Source organism: Rhodococcus pseudokoreensis (assembly GCF_017068395.1).
Taxonomy (GTDB): domain Bacteria; phylum Actinomycetota; class Actinomycetes; order Mycobacteriales; family Mycobacteriaceae; genus Rhodococcus_F; species Rhodococcus_F pseudokoreensis.
In genome coordinates, this window is sequence record NZ_CP070619.1 from 1,223,557 (window position 1) to 1,243,131 (window position 19,575).

Here is a 19,575-nt window from a genome sequence, read left to right on the forward strand (position 1 = left end):
ACTATATGACGCCCGTCACAGTAGCGGGGAGCGGATCGCCGACGCCTACCGCCCGCGGTACGTCGCCTTGCCCGGTCCCACGTCGAGGAAGCTGCGGACCGCACCCCGGAGGTCCTCGGTCTCGAACAGCGCGCCCGACACGTCGGGCGTGATCGAGTCGGCGTGCGCGACGCCACCCGACCGCCACGCGGAGATGATCTGCTTCGTGGCGTCGTGTGCGCGCGTCGGCCCGTCCGCCAGGCGTGCGGTGAGCGCGCGGGCCTCGGTGTCGACGTCCTCGTGGACGGCGTTGACCACACCCCAGGCGTGCAGCGTCGCGGCGTCGAACAGATCGCCGGTCATCACCAGTTCCCGGGCGCGGCCGGATCCCGCCCGCTCGGCCAGCCGCTGCGGACCGCCCATCGACGGGGTCAGCCCCACGACCGTCTCGACCAGTCCGAACTTCGCCTTCCGCGCGGCGAGGATGATGTCGCAGGCGAGTGCGATCTCGAAGGCGGCGGTCAACGTGAGTCCGTGCGCCGCGTACACGACGGGGCACGGCAGCGCCTCCAGCGGATGGCAGATCTCGGCGAACAACTCCTGCCACAGATCCGCGCCCTGCTCCGCGGTGAGCCCGTCGAACAGATGGACGTCCACCCCCGCCGACACCACCTTGCCCTCGGCGCGCAGCAGCACCGCCCGCGGCGGATCCTCGGCGAGCGCCGCGACGTCGGCCTGCACGGCGTCGAACATCGCCTGATCGAAGAGGTTCAGTGGGCCGTGGGCGAACGTCAGGATCGCGATCTCGGCGCCGGCGTCGGTGCGGACACGCTCGAGTCGGGTGGGATGCGCGGCGGCAGGCTCAGTCATGCGGCCAGACTGCCACACGGGTTCCGCCTACGATCGGGGTGTGGACTCGCTGCGTGCGGCGCTGGCCGAGGTCGTCGGGGAACGGTTCGTGACCGTGGACGCGGATGTGCTCGCCGCCCGCGCGACCGACCACACGGGGCGCTACCGCGGGCGGGCGAGCGCACTGGTCCGGCCCGCGGACGCCGCGGAAGTCTCGGCCGTGCTGGGCATCTGCCGCGGCGCCGGGGTGAAGGTCACGGTGCAGGGTGGCCGCACCGGACTCGAGGCGGGCACGGTTCCCGAGCACGACGACGTGCTGCTGTCGACGGAACGGCTGACCGCGGCCGGCGCCGTCGACCGCGAGAATCTGCGCGTCACCGTCGGCGCCGGGGTCACCCTCGCCGCGGTGCGCCGCGCCGCATCCGACGCCGGACTGCTGTTCGGCATCGACCTCGCGTCCCGCGATTCCGCGACGATCGGCGGCATGGTGTCGACCAACGCCGGTGGGCTGCACACCGTGCGGTACGGGCACATGTCCGCGCAGGTGCTGGGCCTGGAAGTGGTGCTCCCCGACGGGGCGATCGTGCGGCGCAGCATGCGGGTGGGCGCCGAGAACTGCGGATACGACCTGCCCGCGCTGTGGGTGGGCAGCGAGGGCACGCTCGGCGTGGTCACGGCCGTCGATCTGACGCTTCACCCGGTGCCGCAGTTCCGTGTGACCGCCCTCGCCGGGTTCGCGCACCTGTCCGGGCTGATCGACGCGGCGCACGTCGTCCGGCGGCTCGAGGGCGTCGACGCCGTGGAGATGCTCGACGGCCGCGGGCTCGACTTGGCCTCGTCGCGGCTGGGTTTCGCGGTTCCCACGGGACTGCCGTGGTATCTCCTGGTGGAACTGGCCGGCCACCGCGACCTCACCGGCGTACTCGCCGACGCGCTGGAGCGGTGCGATCCCGACGACGAACCCGCCGTCGGGATCGATCCCGCGGGCCGCGCCCGGGTGTGGGCGGCGCGCGACGCGTTCGCGGACGTGGTCGGACTGTTCGGCCCACCGCTGAAATTCGACGCCGCCCTCCCGCTGGACGCGCTCGCCGCGTTCGTCGCCGACGCCGTCGCACTGGTGGCGAGCCGGGCGCCCGACGCGGTCCCGATACTGTTCGGGCACGTCGCCGACGGCAACGTCCACCTCAACGTGCTGCGCTGCCCCGACGAGTCCGTGCTGTACCGGGCGGTGACGGAACTGATCCGCGACCACGGCGGCAACATCGCCTCCGAACACGGCGTCGGCGCCCACAAACGCAACTATCTGGACCTCGCGCTCAGCCGCGCGGACATCGCCGCGATGTGGACGATCAAGCGGGCGTTCGACCCCGACGACTACCTCAACCCCGCAGTGATGTTTCCCGACTGGTTGCGTCGTCCGCACTGACCCCGGGCTTCTCGCGCGACGGTCGCGCGAAGCAGACGGAGGCGACGAAACCGATCAGCAGGATCGCGGCGGGCAGCCAGATCGACTGCGACATCGCCGTGGCGAACGGTTCCTTCACGAACTCGGGCATCTCGCCGACGCCTGCCTCCTGACTGTCGGCGTTCAGCCCCTGCGCGGACAGGCGGGCCGTGATGAGCGCACCGATCGCGGCGCTGCCGAGGACGGCGCCGACCTGACGGGTCGTGTTGTAGACGCCTGCCCCGGCGCCCGCCTGATGGGGCGGCAGGTTGTGGGTGGCGGTGGCCGCGAGCGGCGACCAGATGCACGCGTTGGCGAGACCGATCAGCCCGATCGGCAGCAGCAGTTCCCAGATCGCCACGTCGGGCGACATCACCATGGACAGCCAGCCGAGCGCGATCGAGAACAGCAGGAACCCGGTGCCCGCGATGTACCGCGGGTGGGTGCGGTCGACGAGTTTGCCGATGAACGGGGCGAACACGCCGGTCAGGACGGCCATGGGCACGAGCAGCAGAGCCGACCGGGTGGGCGACAGCCCCCGCACCGCTTGCGTGTAGAACATCAGCGGCAGGACCATCGCGGTGATCGCGAATCCCATCGACGTGATCGCCACGTTGGCGAGCGAGAAATTGCGGTCCGTGAACAGGCCCAGCGGCAGCAGCGGCTCGTTCTTGTTCCAGGACTGGTACCAGACGAAGACGCCCAGCAGGACGAGGCCGGCGGCGATCGACGCGAGCACCGTCGCCGACCAGTCGTAGGAACTGCCCTCCTGGATTCCGAACACGAGGAAGAACATGCCGAGCGCGCTGAGCACGACCCCGGGGATGTCGAACTTGTGCGAGTGGGTCTCCAGCGCGGGGACGAGCCGCCAGGCGAGCACGAACGCAATCACGCCGACGGGGACGTTGACGATGAAGATCCACTCCCAGCCGAGGTTGTCGACGAGCACACCGCCGGCGAGTGGTCCCACCAGGGTGGCGACACCCGCGACGGCGCCCCACAGACCCATCGCGGCGCCGCGGCGGTCCGGCGGGAACGTCCGGGTGATGACGGCCATCGTCTGCGGCGTCATCAGTGCGGCGCCGAGCCCCTGGAACACGCGCGCGACGATGAGCATGGTGATGGTGCCGGACAGTCCGCACCACAGCGACGCCCCGGTGAACAGGACGAGCCCGATCAGGTAGATGTTCTTGGGGCCGAAGCGATCACCGAGGCGGCCGGTGACCAGCAGCGGCACCGCGTACGCGAGCAGGTAGGCGCTGGTGACCCAGACGACCTTGTTGATGTCGGTGTGCAGGTCGTTCATGATCGCCGGGTTGGCCACCGCCACGATGGTGCTGTCGACGAGGATCATGAAGAAGCCGATGACGAGGGCCCACAACGCGGGCCAGGGATTTCGGTGCTCGGGTGGTGCGGTGCGCTCGGTGTCCATCATCAATCCTTTGCTGAACCGGACGGGATCCGGCGTGAGTGTGTCAGTCGTTCGACGAGTTCCGGCGAGAGCCACGGCAGGGCGCCGGAGTCGATGTCGGCCACCAGGGCGCTGAGCCATTCGTGCTCCGCGCGGGCGACGGTGACGAGGTATTCGTTGCCGAGGAGGAAGATCCTGGGGATCTCGGTGGAGCAGGCGAGCGCGCCGGCGGTGTCGAGTTCGCCGATCTCGCGGGTGAGGTGATCGAGCCGTTCCCGGAGCAGTTCCACCACCGTGGGTGCGTCGACGTTGTGCGCCTCGGCCAGTGCGAGCGGGAACTGCGGGTACTCGGGCACGGGGGTGGCGAGCATGTCGCTCACCCGGTGGACGAGAGCTTCCCGGCCCGCGTCGGTGACCTCGTACATGGTGCGTTCGGGCCGGTTTCCGGCCCGGTCGGTGCCGGTGGTGCGCACCAGTCCTTCACTTTCGAGCCTGCTCACGGTGTGGTACAGCGACCCCGGCCGGATCTTCACCACGCGTCCACGGCGGGCGGCGGCGAGTTGGTACATCTCGTACGGGTGCATCGTGCGCTCACACAGCAGGCCGAGGATGGTGACGCCGAGCGGCGTGAGTGCCACGGTCACCACCTTTCCACTATTCCAAGTCGAATACTCCACGTGGAATATACCGCCCGGGGTTGGCGAGAACAAGCGGCTACCGTGGGCCTCGTGGACTCCCATCACCTCGACATCATTCGACTCGCCTGGTCACGCGAACTGGGATTGCCCGACGACGCCCTGGCCACCCGCCCGGACGCCGACGACCGCACCGTCCGGGTGGACGACGACACCGACACGATCCGGTTCCTGCGCCTCGGCGGGACGTCCGCGCTCGTCGGCCCGCGATGGGCGATCGAACGCGCCGACGGGCACACCGCGGAGGAACTGACCGAATCCGCGACGCTGCTCGCCCTCACTCAGGACCGGTCCGGACGGTGCGCCGGCCCGGTGGTGCTCGCGTACGGCACCGACTACCAGGATCCGGTCACCGGACCGCCACCCCTCGTCTCGCACGAACGCGACCACGTCCGGCAGGTCGAGGCGGCCTGTCCCCCGGACGACGTCGCCGAGGCCCGGGTGGCAGAGCGCGAACAGTGGTTCACGATTCTCGACGACGCGCAGCAACCGGTCGGGTGCGCCGGTTACACCGAGTTCCAGGGATTCCTCGCCGACGTCGGGGTGCTCACGGCACCGGAGTTCCGGCGCCGGGGACTGGGCGCGACGGTCGCCGGGATCGCCACCGACGACGCACTAGACGCCGGCCTGATCGCCCAATGCCGTTCGCCGCGCGACAATCCGGCCTCGCGCGCGCTCGCCGCCCGCGCCGGGTACCGGGAACTGGGAACGTACGCCGAGGTCACGATCTCGCGACGTACGCTCTGAGACGACAGCGAAAGACGGGGAACGAGTCGACCATGACAGACCGAACGGCAGAACCGCAGAGCACGGAAGGCGCCTACGTCGAATCCGGCGCCGAGTTCACACGCGACACCCACTACATCCCCACCCGCATCACGGCCGACGGCCGCGACGGCTATCCCGTCGAACCCGGCCGCTATCGTCTGGTGGCCGCCCGCGCCTGCCCGTGGGCCAACCGCGCGATCATCGTCCGGCGACTGCTCGGGCTCGAGGACGTGTTGTCGATGGGGCTGTGCGGTCCCACCCACGACAAGCGCAGCTGGACCTTCGATCTCGACCCGCGCGGGCTCGACCCGGTGCTGAAGATCCCGCGCCTGCAGGACGCGTATTTCGCGCGCTTCCCCGACTACTCGCGGGGCATCACCGTGCCTGCGATCGTCGACGTCCCCACCGGGCAGGTGGTCACCAACGACTACCCCCGGATCACCCTGGACCTGTCGTCGGAATGGACGCGGTACCACCGCGACGGCGCGCCCGACCTCTATCCCGAACCGCTGCGCGACGAGATCGACGAGGTGGCCGATCTCGTGTTCCGCGACGTGAACAACGGTGTGTACCGGTGCGGTTTCGCCGGGTCCCAGGAGGCGTACGAGTCCGCCTACGACCGTCTGTTCGCCCGTCTCGACTGGCTCGAGGAGCGGCTGACCGACCGCCGATACCTCGTCGGGGACACCATTACCGAGGCCGACGTGCGGCTGTTCACCACCCTGGCACGGTTCGACGCCGTCTATCACGGCCACTTCAAGTGCAACCGGAACAAACTCGACGAGATGCCCGTCCTGTGGAGCTACGCGCGCGACCTCTTCCAGACGCCGGGGTTCGGCGACACCATCGACTTCACTCAGATCAAGCAGCACTACTACATCGTGCACACCGACATCAATCCCACGCAGATCGTGCCGAAGGGCCCCGACCTGTCCGGCTGGCTCACGCCGCACGGCCGTGAAGGGCTGGGCGGCAGGCCGTTCGGGGACGGCACGCCGCCGCCTCCGCCGAGGCCCGGCGAGGAGGTCCCGGCCGGGCACGGCGCGTGATCGGGCGGTTCTAGGCGCCGGCGTAGGTGCCGAAACTCCAGAACACGCCCTCCGGGTCGCGGCAGGTGAATCCGCGCGAGCCGTAGTCCTCGTCCTTCAGCCCGGCTACGATCGTGGCACCGGCGGCCACGGCGCGCTCATGGAGTGCGTCGGGGTCGTCGACGACGAGGTACACCGAACCCGTCCCCGGCGGCAGGTCGCTGATGACCGAGTCCTCGCGGGGTGAGCCGAGCATGATGCCGCCGCCCTTCGGCCAGCCGAGTTCGGCGTGATCGACCCGGTCCCCCTCGCCGTACACCGCCTTCTCGTCGAACCCGAAGGCCTCGACGAGGAAACGGATCGCGGCCCGCGCGTCGCGGTAGACGAGCGTGGGCCACACACAGGTGGTTTGCGTCGAAGTAGTCATGAGATCACCGTGCTCCGTCGTCGGGGTCGGGGTCTTGGACGAATGAGAAGGGGTCGATCTCCCGCCACCGCGACGGCGGGACTCCCGCGAGGTCGCGCCAGTCCCGCGCCATGTGGGCCTGGTCGTAGTACCCGCACACCGCGGACACGTCGGCGAGGGTCGCCCCGGCGGCGCCCTTGAGCATCCGGTGCGAACGATCGAAGCGGGACAACCGCACCACGTCCTTGGGCGTCACGCCGTACTCCGCGACGAACCTGTTCACCAGATGCCTTCTGCTCCAGCCGACCTCGTGCGCGACGTCGGCGACCCGGACGCCGCCGCCGGCGACGAGCAGGCGCCAGGCGCGGGTGAGATGCGGGTCGATCTCCGCCGGCTGGGCGCGGCGCGTGAGGATCTCGTCGAGGATCGCGAACCGCCCGTCCCAGCCGGGTTCGAGGGACAGCCGTTCCGTCAACTCCCCCGCATCGGGACCGAGCAGGTCCTCGAGGCCGACGACCCACGCGCCCAGGGCGGCGGTGGGCACCCCCAGCAGCGCCCGGGCGCCGAGCGGGCTGAGGGCCAGCTGGACGCCGTGCTGGTTGCCGTCGTGCCGGATCGTCACCGGTGCCGTCGCGATGCCGCTGGCCAGAGTGTCGTACCGGCCGGGCGCCTGGCCGGGAGCTGCCTGGGTGGCGATGTCGAGGGGCTCGTCGATCGTCACGATCACCGTCAGGCAGGGCGAGGGCAGACCGAGGTGGATGCCGGGCTCGAACCCGGCCAGCCGGTAGCCGTCGTACCCCGAGACCAGCGCACGCAACGACGCCGCCGGGCGCCGGAAGGCCCCGGACGACACCGCGGTATCGCTGTCGGCGACGCTCACGACACCAGCCTAGGCAACGGTGCCGACACCGGCCACGGTGTTCGCTCACCTACAGTCGGTGCCAGCACACTCGAAGCACTAGGCGAGACGGGAGCCCCGATGGCTGGCAATGGTGGACCGGTGGAGAAGGTACTGGTCTCGGTCCTCGACAACGGAAGCCGACTCCAGGCGCCCGCGGTGGCCAAGTACGTCGAATGGGTCCGGCGCTCGCACCCCGGTGAGTCGCCCGCGCAGATCGTCGAACGCATGGAGAAGATGTTCCTGCTCGCCGTGACGGGCAGCGGCAGCGCGGTCGGCGCCACCGCCGCCATTCCCGGCGTCGGCACCGTCGCGTCCATCGCGGCCGTCGGCGCCGAATCGGCATTCTTCCTGGAAGCGGCGGCGCTGCTCACGCTCGCCGTCGCGTCGGTGCACGGCATCTCCGCCGCCGACCACCAGCAGCGGCGCGCACTGGTCCTCTCGGTGGCCCTCGGCGAATCGGGCATGGAAATCGTCCAGAAGGCGACGGGCGTGACGGCGAAGAACTGGGCAACCGCCATCACCAGCCGCATCCCCGGACCCACGATGAAGGGCATGAACAGCACCCTGGTGCGCAAGTTCATCACCAAGTACGCCGCCCGCCGCAGCGCGCTGATCCTCGGCAAACTGGTGCCCGCCGGCATCGGCGCCGCCATCGGCGGCGCCGGCAACCGGGCCATCGGCAAGGGCGTCGTCAAGAACTCGCGGGAGGCATTCGGTCCCGCCCCGGCCCGCTGGCCGGACGAACTCCGCGCGATCGAAGCGTGACCTAGTGGGCGAAGTGCTGTTCCGTCGAATGCCCGCCGCCCTTCTCGGCGAGTTCGGCGCACACTTCCTCGATCGCCTCGGCGACGAGCGTCCCCAAGTCGGCGCTGAAGCCCTCGCGCACGACGATGCGCAGAACCGCCACGTCCTCCGCGTCGGCGGGCATCGTGTACGCGGGGACCTGCCACCCCCGCGCCCGCATCTCGTGTGACACGTCGAAGACCGTGAACCCGGGATCGCCGACCAACTCGAACGCCAGCACCGGGATGTCGGTCCCATCCGTGATCAGGCTGAAGTATTCGAGCTCCGCGATGCGTTTGCCGACGCGGACCGCGGTGTCGCGCAGCGTCTCCATGATCGACCGGTAGCCGGCCCGGCCGAGCCGCAGGAAGTTGTAGTACTGGCCCACCACCTGATTGCCGGGCCGCGAGAAGTTGAGGGTGAACGTCGGCATGTCGCCGCCCAGGTAGTTGACCCGGAACACCAGCCCCTCGGGCAGGTACTCACGCTCACGCCACACCACGAACCCGATCCCCGGATACGTCAACCCGTACTTGTGACCACTCACATTGATCGACGCGACGCGCGGAACCCGGAAGTCCCACAACAACTCCGGTTGCAGGAAGGGGACGACGAAGCCACCGCTCGCCGCGTCCACGTGGATCGGGACGTCCGGGCCGCCGGACGCGGCGAGCGCGTCGAGAGCTGCCGCGATCTCGGCCACCGGCTCGAGTTCCCCGGTATAGGTGGTGCCCACGATCACGATCGCACCGATGGTGTTCTCGTCGACCGCGTCCCGCACCTGCTCCGGCGTGATGACGTAACGGCCCTTCTCCATCGGCAGGTACTTGGGCTCGACGTCGAAGTACCGGCAGAACTTCTCCCACACCACCTGGACGTTGCTGCCGAGCACCAGATTCGGCCGGGCCGTGTCCTTCCCGGCCGCCTCCTGCTTCGCCCGCCACCGCCACTTGAGCGCGAGACCACCGAGCATCACCGCCTCACTGGAACCGATCGTCGAGACGCCGGTGGCGCTGGCCGGGTCGGTGGTCGACAGGTCGGGGGCATGGAACAGATCGGCCACCATCGACACGCAACGGGACTCGATCGCCGCCGTCGCGGGGTACTCGTCCTTGTCGATCATGTTCTTGTCGAACGTCTCGGCCATCAACTTGTCGGCCTCGGGATCCATCCACGTGGTGACGAACGTGGCCAGGTTCAACCGGGAACTGCCGTCGAGCATCAACTCGTCGTGGATGAACCGGTACGTGGCCTCGGGATCGGTCTCGTCGTCCGGCAACCGCAACGCCGGAAACGGGTCGATCGACAGGCGCCCGGTGTACGCGGGAGAAATGACGTCGCGATGGTGATGATGATGGTGCTTGCTCATGTGCGTCCCCAATCGATTGGTTTCAGCAAGCGCCGTCGCGACGCCTGTACGTCAGTTGGTGAATCTCGGCACGGCAGCCCAGTAGGGTCGAAACAGTTCCATTCGATTGTGGCAGGGGAGGACGGGTTGACCACAGCAATCCCGGGAAGTTTCGCGGCGCCCATCGAGGTGCGGGGGCTGTCGAAGCGCTTCAAGAACGTCGACGCGGTCACGGACCTCTCCTTCACCGTGCCGCAGGGATCGATCACCGGATTCCTCGGGCCCAACGGCTCGGGCAAGACCACGACACTGCGGATGATCCTCGGTCTCGTGAAGCCGACGTCCGGCACCTCCACGGTCGCCGGGGTCCCGATCCGATCGCTCGTCGACCCCGCGCGCACGGTCGGCGCCGTCCTCGACTCGCAGAGCCTGCACCCCAACCGGACCGCACTCGACCACCTGAAGGTGTACGCGTCCGCGATCCGCGTCCCTGACGCCCGCGCACGCCAGGTGCTCGCACTCGTCGGACTCGAAGACGTCGCGGGGCGCAAGGCCGGGGGTTTCTCCCTCGGCATGCGCCAGCGGCTGTCGCTGGCGACGGCGCTGCTCGGTGATCCGCGGATCCTGATCCTCGACGAACCCGCCAACGGACTCGACCCCGAGGGCATCGCCTGGCTGCGCGAGTTCCTGAAGGGCTTCGCCGCATCCGGTCGCACCGTGCTGATCTCGAGCCACATCCTCCGCGAGGTGGAGCAGACCGTCGACAATCTGGTGATCGTCAGCCGCGGCTCCCTCGTCTATCAGGGACGCATGGAGGAGTTGCGCAAGTCGCAGCAGAGCCGGCTGCTGATCGCGTCGTCGAGCCCGGCCGCGCTGGCGACCGCACTGGCCGCGAAGGGCATCGTCGACGCCCGCTCGCTGGCCGACGGGCGCCTCGCCGTCGTCGGTGCGTCCCTCGAACTCGTCGAGTCCGTCGCCGCGGGAGCCGGGGTGACGATCTTCGGGGCCGTCGGCGATCACATCGACCTCGAGCAGCTCTTCCTGTCGATGACCGCCGGCCAGTACGTGGCCGGGGCGAGCCCCGCCGCGCCCTCGGGGTACGGCCCGCCGCCGACGTACGCTCCCCAGCCCGGGTACGCACCGCCCGGCTACGCCCCGCAACCGGGATATGCCCCGCAACCCGGCTACGGTCCGCCGCCCGGCTACGCCCCGCAACCGGGATATGCCTCGCAACCGGGCTACGGCCCACCACCCGCACACCCCCAGCAGGGTCCGATGTCCGGAGGTCCGCGATGACAACGCTGCTCACCGCGGAATTCCGCAAGGTCACCACACTGCGTTTCTGGTGGATGCTGGGTCTGGCACCGCTGATCGTCGGGATGTTCTCGAGCGCGATCACGCTTCCGGTGATGCGCGCGTTCACCGACGCGTTCGAGGCCGATCCGAACGAGGCCAACCTCGCCGCCACCCTGTTCGGGCTGGCCGTCGCCGTCGCCCTCGTCGTCCTGTTCGCCGCGCTCTTCGGGGCGGTCAACGTGGGTACGGAATTCCGGTACAAGACGCTCACCACCACGTTCCTCACCGCCCGCGGCCGGGACGGGGTGATCGGTGCCAAGCTCGCCGTCACCGCGGCGTTCGGCTTCTTCTACTGCCTCGTGGTGGAGGTGGTCAGCGTCGCCCTGCTGCTGACGTTCGGCGGTGACACGTTCGAACTGCGCGGATCGCTGTTCGCCATGCTCGGCGCCGCCCTGATCTGCGCGACGCTGTGGGCGCTCATCGGCGGCGGCGTGTCGATGCTGACGGGCTCGTCCGTCGGAAGCTGCATCGCCCTCGTCGTCTGGTACACCCTCGGCGAGATGATCCTCCGCTCGATCCTCAGCGGAATCGGCATCGGCTCCGTCGGCAGCATCCTCCCCGTGTCCGCCACGCTCGGGACGGTCGCCAACGCGGCCGCAGGCAACGAGATCGACTGGCTGACGCTCTGGCCTACCGCGCCCCTCGCCCTGCTCGTGTGGACCGCGGTCGTCGTCGCGGGCGGCTGGGCGCTCACCCGGCAGCGCGACATCACCTGACGCCGCGCCGATACCGGCCCTGTCGGTGCCCGGCGCTAACGTGGACCCAGTGGTAAGTGAGAGTGCGTCCGGTTCGGTGATCGAACGAGAACAGACGCTGGAGCGGGATCAGACACGGCCGGGCTGGATTCGACGGCTGAGCGGTGAGTGCTGGGCACACCGCCGCGTCGCGCTCGGCGCGCTGACCGTGACGGTGATCGCCGCCGGCATCGACATCTCGTTCCCCCTCCTCACCAAGTACGCGGTCGACGCCGCCGGCTCGGGTCGCGCCACCGAGGTGATCGGCACCGCGGCGCTGCTCATCGCACTGCTCGCGTGCGTGCGGTTCGGCTGCCAGTTCGGCCGCCGGATGCTCGCGGGCAAGTTGTCCCTGGACGTCCAGCACGACCTGCGGCTGGGCCTGCTGGGCGCGCTGCAACGGCTCGACGGGCGGGGGCAGGATCAGATCCGCACCGGCCAGGTGGTGTCCCGGTCCATCACCGACCTCCAGTTGGTGCAGGGACTGCTCGCGATGGTCCCGCTGTCGGCGGGCGCGCTGCTCCAGTTCGTCCTCGCCCTCGCGATCATGGCGTGGCTGTCGCCGCTGCTGACCGTCGTCGCGCTGGTGATTGTTCCCGCGGTCTGCCTCGTCGTCTACACGATGCGGCCGAAGCTGTTCGCCGCCACCTGGTCCGCGCAGCAGCGGGCGGCCGACCTCGCGCAGCACGTCGAGGAGACCGTCACCGGTGTCCGCGTGGTGAAGGGCTTCGGCCAGGAACGCCGGGCCGTCGACCAACTCGAGGACCACAGCCGGGCGCTGTACTCCGAACGCCTGCGCGCCGCCCGGATCAACGCGCGCTTCGCCCCGACCATGGCGGCACTGCCCCAACTCGGCCTCGTCGGCGTCATCGCGATCGGCGGCTACCTCGCCCTGCACGGGACCATCACGATCGGCACGTTCCTCGCCTTCGCGACGTACGTCGCGACGATGACCGGCGTCACCCGCACCCTGTCGTCGGTGGTGATCATGGCCCAGCTGTCCAGGGCCGCCGTCGAGCGCGTGTACGAGGTGATCGACACCGAACCGGAGGTCGCGGACCCATCGCACCCCACCGCGCTGCCCGGCGGACCGCTCGGTGTGGATCTGCGCTCGGTGACGTTCGGGTTCGAATCGGAGCGCCACGTCCACCGCGGACTCGACCTGCGGATCGCACCCGGCGAGACGGTCGCGGTGGTCGGCATGGCCGGCTCCGGTAAGACCGCGCTGTCGCTGCTGCTCCCCCGCTTCTATGCGCCGTCGTCGGGTTCGGTGTCCCTCACGTCCGGCGGCGAATCGTTCGACGTGTCCACCCTGAGCGCCGAGCAGTTGCGTGAAGCGGTCGGCCTCGTGTTCGACGAACCGTTCCTCTTCTCCGACACCATCGCGGCCAACATCGCACTCGGCAGGCCGGACGCCAGCGCCGAGGAGATCCGCGCCGCCGCCGCCATGGCCGCCGCCGACGAGTTCGTCTCCGCGTTGCCGGAGGGCTACGACACCGTGGTCGGCGAACGCGGTCTCACGCTGTCGGGCGGACAGCGACAGCGGATCGCGCTGGCACGCGCACTCCTCACCGACCCGCGAGTGCTGATCCTCGACGACGCCACGTCCGCCGTCGACGCCACCACCGAGGCGTCGATCTTCGAGGCACTGCGGGCCAACCGCGGCCGGACCGCGCTGATACTGGCGCATCGCCGCTCGACGCTGTCGCTCGCGGACCGCGTCGCCGTCCTCGACGGCGGACGGATCGTCGATTCCGGCACCGTCTCCGAACTCGACGAACGGTGTCCGCTGTTCCGCGCGCTGTTCACCTCCCCCGACAGCGCGGGCCCCATCGACGTCAGCGTCCCCGCACCGAGCGACCCGATGCCGTATCGGCGCATCCCGTCCGAGTCCGAGTTGTGGCCCGAGGACGCCGAGGAATGGGACGGACCCGTCGCCACCGCCTCGTCCGGCCGCACCCCGGCCCCCGGCGCGGGACCCGGCGGCCGGGCAGGCGGCGGACCGATGGCGGGAGCGCTGGGCAGCGTGGCCGCAACCCCGGAACTCCGGGACGCCGTCAATGCGCTGCCGCCGGCCGTCGAGAGCCCGGGCATCGAGACCCGGAACCTGCGGCTCCCCGAACCCGACTTCCGGCTGTCGCGGATCCTGCGGCCCGTCCGCGGTCTCCTCGTGGCCGTCGTCGTCTGCCTCGCGCTCGACGCGCTGGCGGGGATCGCGTTCCCGTCCATCGTCCGGTTCGCGATCGACCACGGTGTCGTCCCGCAGGACGCCGCGACGCTCTGGACCGCCGCGGGGGTGGGTGTCGCCCTCGTCGTCGCCGGCTGGCTCGTCGTCGCCCTGATGACGGTGCTCACCGCGCGAGCGGGCGAACGGGTGCTGTTCGGGTTGCGGGTGCGCAGCTACGCCCACCTGCAGCGGCTCGGGCTCGACTACTACGAGCGCGAACTGTCCGGCCGCATCATGACGCGGATGACCACCGACGTCGATGCGTTGTCCTCGTTCATCCAGACCGGGTTGTCCACCGCCGTGGTGAGCGTGCTGACCGTCCTCGGCATCTCCGTCGCCCTCGCCGTCACCAACGTCACGCTCGCCCTGGTGGCGCTCGCCGTCATCCCGCCGCTCCTCGTCGCGACGCTGATCTTCCGCCGGATCTCCTCGGTGGCGTACACGGTCTCGCGGGAGCGGATCTCCCTCGTCAACGCCGACTTCCAAGAGAACGTCGCCGGGCTCCGCGCCGCCCAGGCCTACCGCCGCGAAGAGTTCGCCGCCCGCCGGTTCGCGGAGCGGGCCGACAGCTACCGGCGCAGCCGGATGCGGTCTCAGCGGGCGATCTCGCTGTACTTCCCGTTCATCGCGTTCCTCTCGGACCTCGCCCTGGCCGCCGTGGTGTTCGTCGGTGCACACCAGGTCGCGGGCGGCGACACGACCACCGGGACGCTCGTCGCCTTCGTGCTGTACCTCGGGCTGCTGTTCGGGCCCATCCAGCAGCTGTCGCAGGTGTTCGACGGGTATCAGCAGGCCAGTGTGGGCCTGCTCCGGATCGGGGACCTGCTCCGCACACCCAGTTCCATCGAGCGCGCGACCTCGCGTGACGATCTCCAGCCGATCGACGGTCATCTGCGCGGAGAGCTGTGCCTGCGTGACGTCGGGTTCCGCTATCAGGGCGCGGACAGCGACGCCCTCACCGACATCGACCTGCACATCCCGGCAGGCACCACCGTCGCTCTCGTCGGCCGGACCGGTGCGGGCAAGTCGACCATCGTGAAACTGCTCGCCCGCTTCTACGACCCGACGTCGGGGGCGGTGCTCGTCGACGATGTGGACCTCCGCCGGTACCCACTCGGCGAGTACCGCGGACGGCTCGGCGTCGTCCCCCAGGAAGCCCACCTGTTCACCGGGACCGTCGCCACCAACATCGCGTACGGCCGCCCGGATGCGAGCCGCGCGGAGATCGAGGACGCGGCCCGCGCGGTCGGAGCACTGGGCACGATCGCCGAACTGCGGGGTGGGATGCATCACCCCATCGGCGAGCGCGGGCAGGGCCTGTCGGCGGGCCAGCGCCAGCTGATCGCGCTCGCCCGGGCCGAGCTGGTCGACCCCGATCTGCTGCTGCTCGACGAAGCGACCGCGACGCTCGATCCGGCCACCGAGCAGGTAGTTCTCGAGGCGAGCAGCCGTGTGACACGCACCCGCACGTCGGTGGTGGTGGCCCACCGGCTTGCCACCGCGGCCCGCGCAGATGTGATCCTCGTCATCGACAAGGGGCGGGTGGTGGAGACGGGATCGCACGCCACCCTCCGCTATGCCGGTGGCCACTATTCGGGACTGTGGGATGCGGCGGAGACCGGGGCGGGGAATAATCGCGGGGCGAGAACCGTCATCGATGGTGACCCCATCGGTTGGCCGTGAGACAGCTCACACGTGCAGGCCTGGCGATCTACACGTCACACGCGAGGGCTAGTCTCATGTATATAGGCGCTCTGATCGGGTACCGAAATAGAAACGAGGCGAACACCTGCCGTGAGCAGCAGCTCTACATCCCAGTTCGGACAGAACCAGTGGCTGGTTGACGAAATGTACCAGCGCTTCCAGGACGATCCGTCGTCCGTGGACGCGAGTTGGCACGAATTCCTGACGGATTATTCTCCCGACGCAGCCGCCGCCAAGGCAGGCGCAGCCAACGGACACGGCACGAACGGCACCACCACCGCCGCACCTGCTGCCGCTCCCTCCGCCAAGGCTTCGACTCCCCCTGTTTCCGAGTCCGCGACCGCACCCCAGCCTCAGACCAAGCCGGCCAACGGTGCCGCAGCCAAGACTGCACCCAACGGTGCAGCTCCGAAGGCTGCCGCCCCGAAGACCGAGGCCCCCAAGAAGGCCGCACCCGCAAAGGACGCCCCGGCGAAGGACGCGAAGGCGTCTGCCCCCGCGCCTGCCGCCGACGAGTCGAAGGTTCTCCGCGGCGCAGCTGCTGCCGTCGCGAAGAACATGTCGGCCTCGCTGGCCATTCCGACCGCCACCAGTGTTCGCGCCATCCCTGCGAAGCTGATGTTCGACAACCGGATCGTCATCAACAACCACCTCGCCCGTACCCGCGGCGGCAAGATCTCGTTCACGCACCTGCTGGGTTACGCGATCGTGCAGGCGGTCAAGGCGTTCCCGAACATGAACCGGCACTTCGCCGAGATCGACGGCAAGCCCAACGCGGTCACCCCCGCACACACCAACCTCGGCCTGGCCATCGACCTGCCGGGCAAGGACGGCAACCGATCCCTCGTCGTCGCCGCGATCAAGAACACCGACACCCACAACTTCACGCAGTTCTACAGCGCCTACGAGGACATCGTCCGGCGCGCGCGTGACGGCAAGCTCACCGCCGAGGACTTCTCGGGTGTCACGATCTCGCTCACCAACCCCGGCGGCATCGGCACCGTGCACTCCGTGCCGCGCCTGATGAACGGCCAGGGCGCCATCATCGGTGCCGGCGCCATGGAGTACCCGGCGGAGTTCCAGGGTTCGAGCGACGAGAAGATCGCCGAGATGGGCGTCGGCAAGCTCATGACGCTGACCTCGACGTACGACCACCGCATCATCCAGGGCGCGGAGTCCGGCGACTTCCTTCGGACCATCCACAAGCTGCTGATCAGCGACGAGTTCTACGACGAGATCTTCCACTCGCTGCACATTCCGTACGAGCCGGTCCGCTGGCGCCAGGACGTCTCCGAAGGCGCGGTCGACAAGAACACCCGCGTCCTCGAACTGATCGCGGCGTACCGCAACCGCGGCCACCTGATGGCCGACACGGACCCGTTGCAGTTCGTCAAGGACAAGTTCAAGAGCCACCCCGACCTGGACGTCACGACGCACGACCTGACGCTGTGGGACCTCGACCGCGAGTTCAAGGTCGGCGGATTCCACGCCCAGGAGAAGATGAAGCTGCGCGACGTGCTCAGCGTGCTGCGCGACGCGTACTGCCGCCACGTCGGTGTCGAGTACACGCACATCCTGGAGCCGGAGCAGCAGCAGTGGCTGCAGGACCGGGTCGAGGCGCACCACGTCAAGCCCACGGTCGCTCAGCAGAAGTACATCCTGAGCAAGCTCAACGCCGCCGAGGCGTTCGAGACGTTCCTGCAGACCAAGTACGTCGGCCAGAAGCGCTTCTCGCTCGAGGGCGCCGAGTCCGTCATCCCGATGATGGACGCCGTCATCGACCAGGCCGCCGAGCACCAGCTCGACGAGGTCGTCATCGGCATGCCGCACCGCGGTCGCCTCAACGTTCTCGCGAACATCGTCGGCAAGCCGTACTCGAAGATCTTCACGGAGTTCGAGGGCAACATGAACCCGGCGGCCGCTCACGGCTCCGGCGACGTGAAGTACCACCTCGGCGCCGAGGGCACGTACATCCAGATGTTCGGCGACAACGACATCACCGTGTCGCTGACGGCCAACCCGTCGCACCTCGAGGCTGTCGACCCGGTCCTCGAGGGCCTGGTCCGCGCGAAGCAGGACATCCTCGACAAGGGTGAGGACGGCTTCACCGTCCTGCCGCTGATGCTGCACGGCGACGCCGCGTTCGCCGGTCAGGGTGTCGTGGCCGAGACGTTGAACCTGGCGCTGCTGCGCGGATACCGCACCGGCGGCACCGTGCACATCGTGGTCAACAACCAGGTCGGTTTCACCACCGCCCCGGAGCACTCCCGTTCGTCGGAGTACTGCACCGACGTCGCGAAGATGATCGGCGCGCCGATCTTCCACGTGAACGGCGACGACCCCGAGGCCTGTGTCTGGGTCGCCCAGCTCGCTGTCGACTTCCGGGAGAAGTTCCAGAAGGACGTCGTCATCGACATGATCTGCTACCGCCGTCGCGGTCACAACGAGGGCGACGACCCGTCGATGACGCAGCCGGCGATGTACGACGTGATCGACACCAAGCGCAGCGTGCGCAAGAGCTACACCGAATCCCTGATCGGCCGCGGCGACATCTCGCTGAAGGAAGCCGAAGACGCCCTGCGCGACTACCAGGGCCAGCTGGAGCGGGTGTTCAACGAGGTTCGCGAACTCGAGAAGTACACGCCGGAGCCCAGTGAGTCGGTCGAGCTCGACCAGGTGCTGCCCACGAAGCTGAAGACGTCGGTCGACGAGTCGGTGCTCGAGCGGATCGGCGACGCGTTCGTCAACGTTCCCGAGGGCTTCACCGTGCACCCGCGCGTCAAGCCGGTCATCGACAAGCGCCGCGAGATGTCCCGCGAGGGCAAGATCGACTGGGCCTTCGCCGAGCTGCTCGCGTTCGGTTCGCTGGTCGACCAGGGCAAGATGGTTCGCCTGTCCGGCCAGGACTCGAAGCGCGGCACGTTCACGCAGCGTCACTCGGTCCTCATCGACCGCAAGACGGGCTCCGAGTACATCCCGCTGCAGAACCTCGGTAGCGAGAACCCCGGCAAGTTCCTGGTCTACGACTCCGCGCTCAGCGAGTTCGCCGCCGTCGGCTTCGAGTACGGCTACTCCGTGGGCAACCCGGACGCGCTCGTGCTGTGGGAGGCGCAGTTCGGTGACTTCGTCAACGGTGCGCAGTCGATCATCGACGAGTTCATCTCGTCCGGTGAGGCCAAGTGGGGCCAGCTGTCCGACGTCGTGCTGCTGCTGCCGCACGGCCACGAGGGTCAGGGTCCCGACCACACGTCCGGTCGTATCGAGCGCTTCCTGCAGTTGTGCGCCGAGGGTTCGATGACCGTGGCCGTGCCGTCCACCCCGGCCAGCTACTTCCACCTGCTGCGTCGTCACTCGCTCGACGGAATCCGCCGCCCGCTGGTCGTCTTCACACCGAAGTCGATGCTGCGCAACAAGGCCGCGGTCTCCGACGTCGAGGACTTCACCACCGGCAAGTTCCGCTCGGTGTTCGAGGAGCCGACGTACGAGACGGGCGACGCCGAACGCGACAAGGTTCGCCGTGTCCTCCTCGTCAGCGGCAAGCTGTACTGGGAGCTCCTGGCGAAGAAGCAGAAGGACAACCGCGAGGACATCGCGATCGTCCGCATCGAGCAGCTGTACCCGGTTCCGAGCCGTCGTCTCCGCGAGACGCTGGACCGCTACCCGAACGCCACCGAGTTCCGGTGGGTTCAGGAGGAGCCGGCGAACCAGGGTGCATGGCCGTTCTTCGGTCTCGCTCTGCCCGAGTTGCTGCCCGACAAGCTGTCCGGAATCAAGCGCATCTCGCGTCGTTCGATGTCGGCACCGTCCTCGGGTTCGAGCAAGGTGCACGCTGTGGAACAGCAAGAGATCATCGATGAAGCCTTCGGCTGAAGAGCGTGCAACGGCTGAAGCCTTCGGCTGAAGAGCTGATTGACTGATCTGCCATCGAGCCGGGTCGAGTTC

14 protein-coding genes are annotated in these 19,575 nt (G+C 69.0%); 8 read left to right on the forward strand and 6 right to left on the reverse strand.

Going from position 1 to position 19,575, the window contains the following annotated elements; translation table 11 throughout:
* Positions 1 to 45 precede the first annotated feature (45 nt).
* The gene (locus tag JWS13_RS11065) at positions 46 to 849 is read right to left on the reverse strand and encodes an enoyl-CoA hydratase/isomerase family protein (protein WP_206005582.1); all 804 of its coding nucleotides are present in this window, start codon (positions 847 to 849) and stop codon (positions 46 to 48) included.
* Between the two features lie 40 nt (positions 850 to 889).
* Between JWS13_RS11065 and JWS13_RS11070 the strand changes: the two genes are divergently transcribed.
* Positions 890 to 2,254 carry an FAD-binding oxidoreductase gene (locus tag JWS13_RS11070; RefSeq protein WP_206005583.1) on the forward strand — a complete coding sequence of 455 codons (1,365 nt, stop codon included), beginning with the start codon at positions 890 to 892 and terminating at the stop codon, positions 2,252 to 2,254.
* Here JWS13_RS11070 and JWS13_RS11075 read toward each other — a convergent pair.
* Entirely contained in the window at positions 2,208 to 3,704 is a 1,497-nt protein-coding gene (locus tag JWS13_RS11075; RefSeq protein ID WP_206011567.1) for an MFS transporter, read from the reverse strand. The genes JWS13_RS11070 and JWS13_RS11075 overlap by 47 nt on opposite strands.
* A gap of 2 nt (positions 3,705 to 3,706) precedes the next feature.
* Positions 3,707 to 4,330, reverse strand: a complete 624-nt coding sequence (locus JWS13_RS11080) for a PadR family transcriptional regulator (protein WP_241032153.1) — start codon at positions 4,328 to 4,330, stop codon at positions 3,707 to 3,709.
* Positions 4,331 to 4,402: 72 nt separating this feature from the next.
* Between JWS13_RS11080 and JWS13_RS11085 the strand changes: the two genes are divergently transcribed.
* Together JWS13_RS11085 and JWS13_RS11090 are read left to right on the forward strand one after the other, a co-directional pair.
* Positions 4,403 to 5,125, forward strand: a complete 723-nt coding sequence (locus JWS13_RS11085) for a GNAT family N-acetyltransferase (protein ID WP_206005585.1) — start codon at positions 4,403 to 4,405, stop codon at positions 5,123 to 5,125.
* A gap of 32 nt (positions 5,126 to 5,157) precedes the next feature.
* Complete coding sequence (locus tag JWS13_RS11090; protein ID WP_206005586.1) at positions 5,158 to 6,195, forward strand: glutathione S-transferase family protein; 1,038 nt, start codon at positions 5,158 to 5,160, stop codon at positions 6,193 to 6,195.
* A gap of 10 nt (positions 6,196 to 6,205) precedes the next feature.
* Here the strand turns inward: JWS13_RS11090 and JWS13_RS11095 are convergent, their stop codons facing one another.
* Positions 6,206 to 6,601, reverse strand: a complete 396-nt coding sequence (locus tag JWS13_RS11095; protein WP_206005587.1) for a VOC family protein — start codon at positions 6,599 to 6,601, stop codon at positions 6,206 to 6,208.
* Between the two features lie 4 nt (positions 6,602 to 6,605).
* Positions 6,606 to 7,460, reverse strand: coding sequence for a helix-turn-helix domain-containing protein (locus tag JWS13_RS11100; RefSeq protein WP_206005588.1), 855 nt, complete (start codon positions 7,458 to 7,460; stop codon positions 6,606 to 6,608).
* 99 nt (positions 7,461 to 7,559) lie between these two features.
* Here JWS13_RS11100 and JWS13_RS11105 point away from each other — a divergent pair, with 99 nt between their 5' ends.
* Positions 7,560 to 8,246, forward strand: a complete 687-nt coding sequence (locus JWS13_RS11105; protein ID WP_206005589.1) for a hypothetical protein — start codon at positions 7,560 to 7,562, stop codon at positions 8,244 to 8,246.
* A gap of 1 nt (position 8,247) precedes the next feature.
* Here JWS13_RS11105 and gad read toward each other — a convergent pair whose 3' ends face one another.
* Positions 8,248 to 9,633 carry a glutamate decarboxylase gene (gene gad, locus JWS13_RS11110; protein WP_206005590.1) on the reverse strand — a complete coding sequence of 462 codons (1,386 nt, stop codon included), beginning with the start codon at positions 9,631 to 9,633 and terminating at the stop codon, positions 8,248 to 8,250.
* A gap of 126 nt (positions 9,634 to 9,759) precedes the next feature.
* On the opposite strand from gad, the gene JWS13_RS11115 reads away from it, so the two are divergent.
* The 4 genes from JWS13_RS11115 to JWS13_RS11130 all read left to right on the forward strand — a co-directional run bounded on the left by JWS13_RS11115 (position 9,760) and on the right by JWS13_RS11130 (position 19,503).
* A complete protein-coding gene (locus tag JWS13_RS11115) occupies positions 9,760 to 10,908 on the forward strand; it encodes an ABC transporter ATP-binding protein (RefSeq protein WP_206005591.1) in 1,149 nt (382 codons plus the stop codon).
* The gene (locus JWS13_RS11120) at positions 10,905 to 11,684 is read left to right on the forward strand and encodes an ABC transporter permease (protein ID WP_206005592.1); all 780 of its coding nucleotides are present in this window, start codon (positions 10,905 to 10,907) and stop codon (positions 11,682 to 11,684) included. Before JWS13_RS11115 ends, JWS13_RS11120 begins: the two co-directional genes overlap by 4 nt.
* A 76-nt stretch (positions 11,685 to 11,760) precedes the next feature.
* A complete protein-coding gene (locus JWS13_RS11125) occupies positions 11,761 to 15,612 on the forward strand; it encodes an ABC transporter ATP-binding protein (protein WP_420855046.1) in 3,852 nt (1,283 codons plus the stop codon).
* Positions 15,613 to 15,723: 111 nt separating this feature from the next.
* Positions 15,724 to 19,503 (forward strand): multifunctional oxoglutarate decarboxylase/oxoglutarate dehydrogenase thiamine pyrophosphate-binding subunit/dihydrolipoyllysine-residue succinyltransferase subunit, encoded by a 3,780-nt coding sequence (locus JWS13_RS11130; RefSeq protein WP_206005594.1) that lies wholly within the window; start codon positions 15,724 to 15,726, stop codon positions 19,501 to 19,503.
* Positions 19,504 to 19,575: the final 72 nt, after the last annotated feature.

Bases quoted from the DNA above. Each gene is read 5' to 3' on its own strand.
- JWS13_RS11065 (WP_206005582.1), bottom strand. From the start codon at position 849: ATGACTGAGCCTGCCGCCGCGCATCCCACCCGACTCGAGCGTGTCCGC.
- JWS13_RS11075 (WP_206011567.1), bottom strand. From the start codon at position 3,704: ATGGACACCGAGCGCACCGCACCACCCGAGCACCGAAATCCCTGGCCC.
- JWS13_RS11090 (WP_206005586.1), top strand. From the start codon at position 5,158: ATGACAGACCGAACGGCAGAACCGCAGAGCACGGAAGGCGCCTACGTC.
- JWS13_RS11095 (WP_206005587.1), bottom strand. From the start codon at position 6,601: ATGACTACTTCGACGCAAACCACCTGTGTGTGGCCCACGCTCGTCTAC.
- JWS13_RS11105 (WP_206005589.1), top strand. From the start codon at position 7,560: ATGGCTGGCAATGGTGGACCGGTGGAGAAGGTACTGGTCTCGGTCCTC.
- gad (WP_206005590.1), bottom strand. From the start codon at position 9,633: ATGAGCAAGCACCATCATCATCACCATCGCGACGTCATTTCTCCCGCG.
- JWS13_RS11120 (WP_206005592.1), top strand. From the start codon at position 10,905: ATGACAACGCTGCTCACCGCGGAATTCCGCAAGGTCACCACACTGCGT.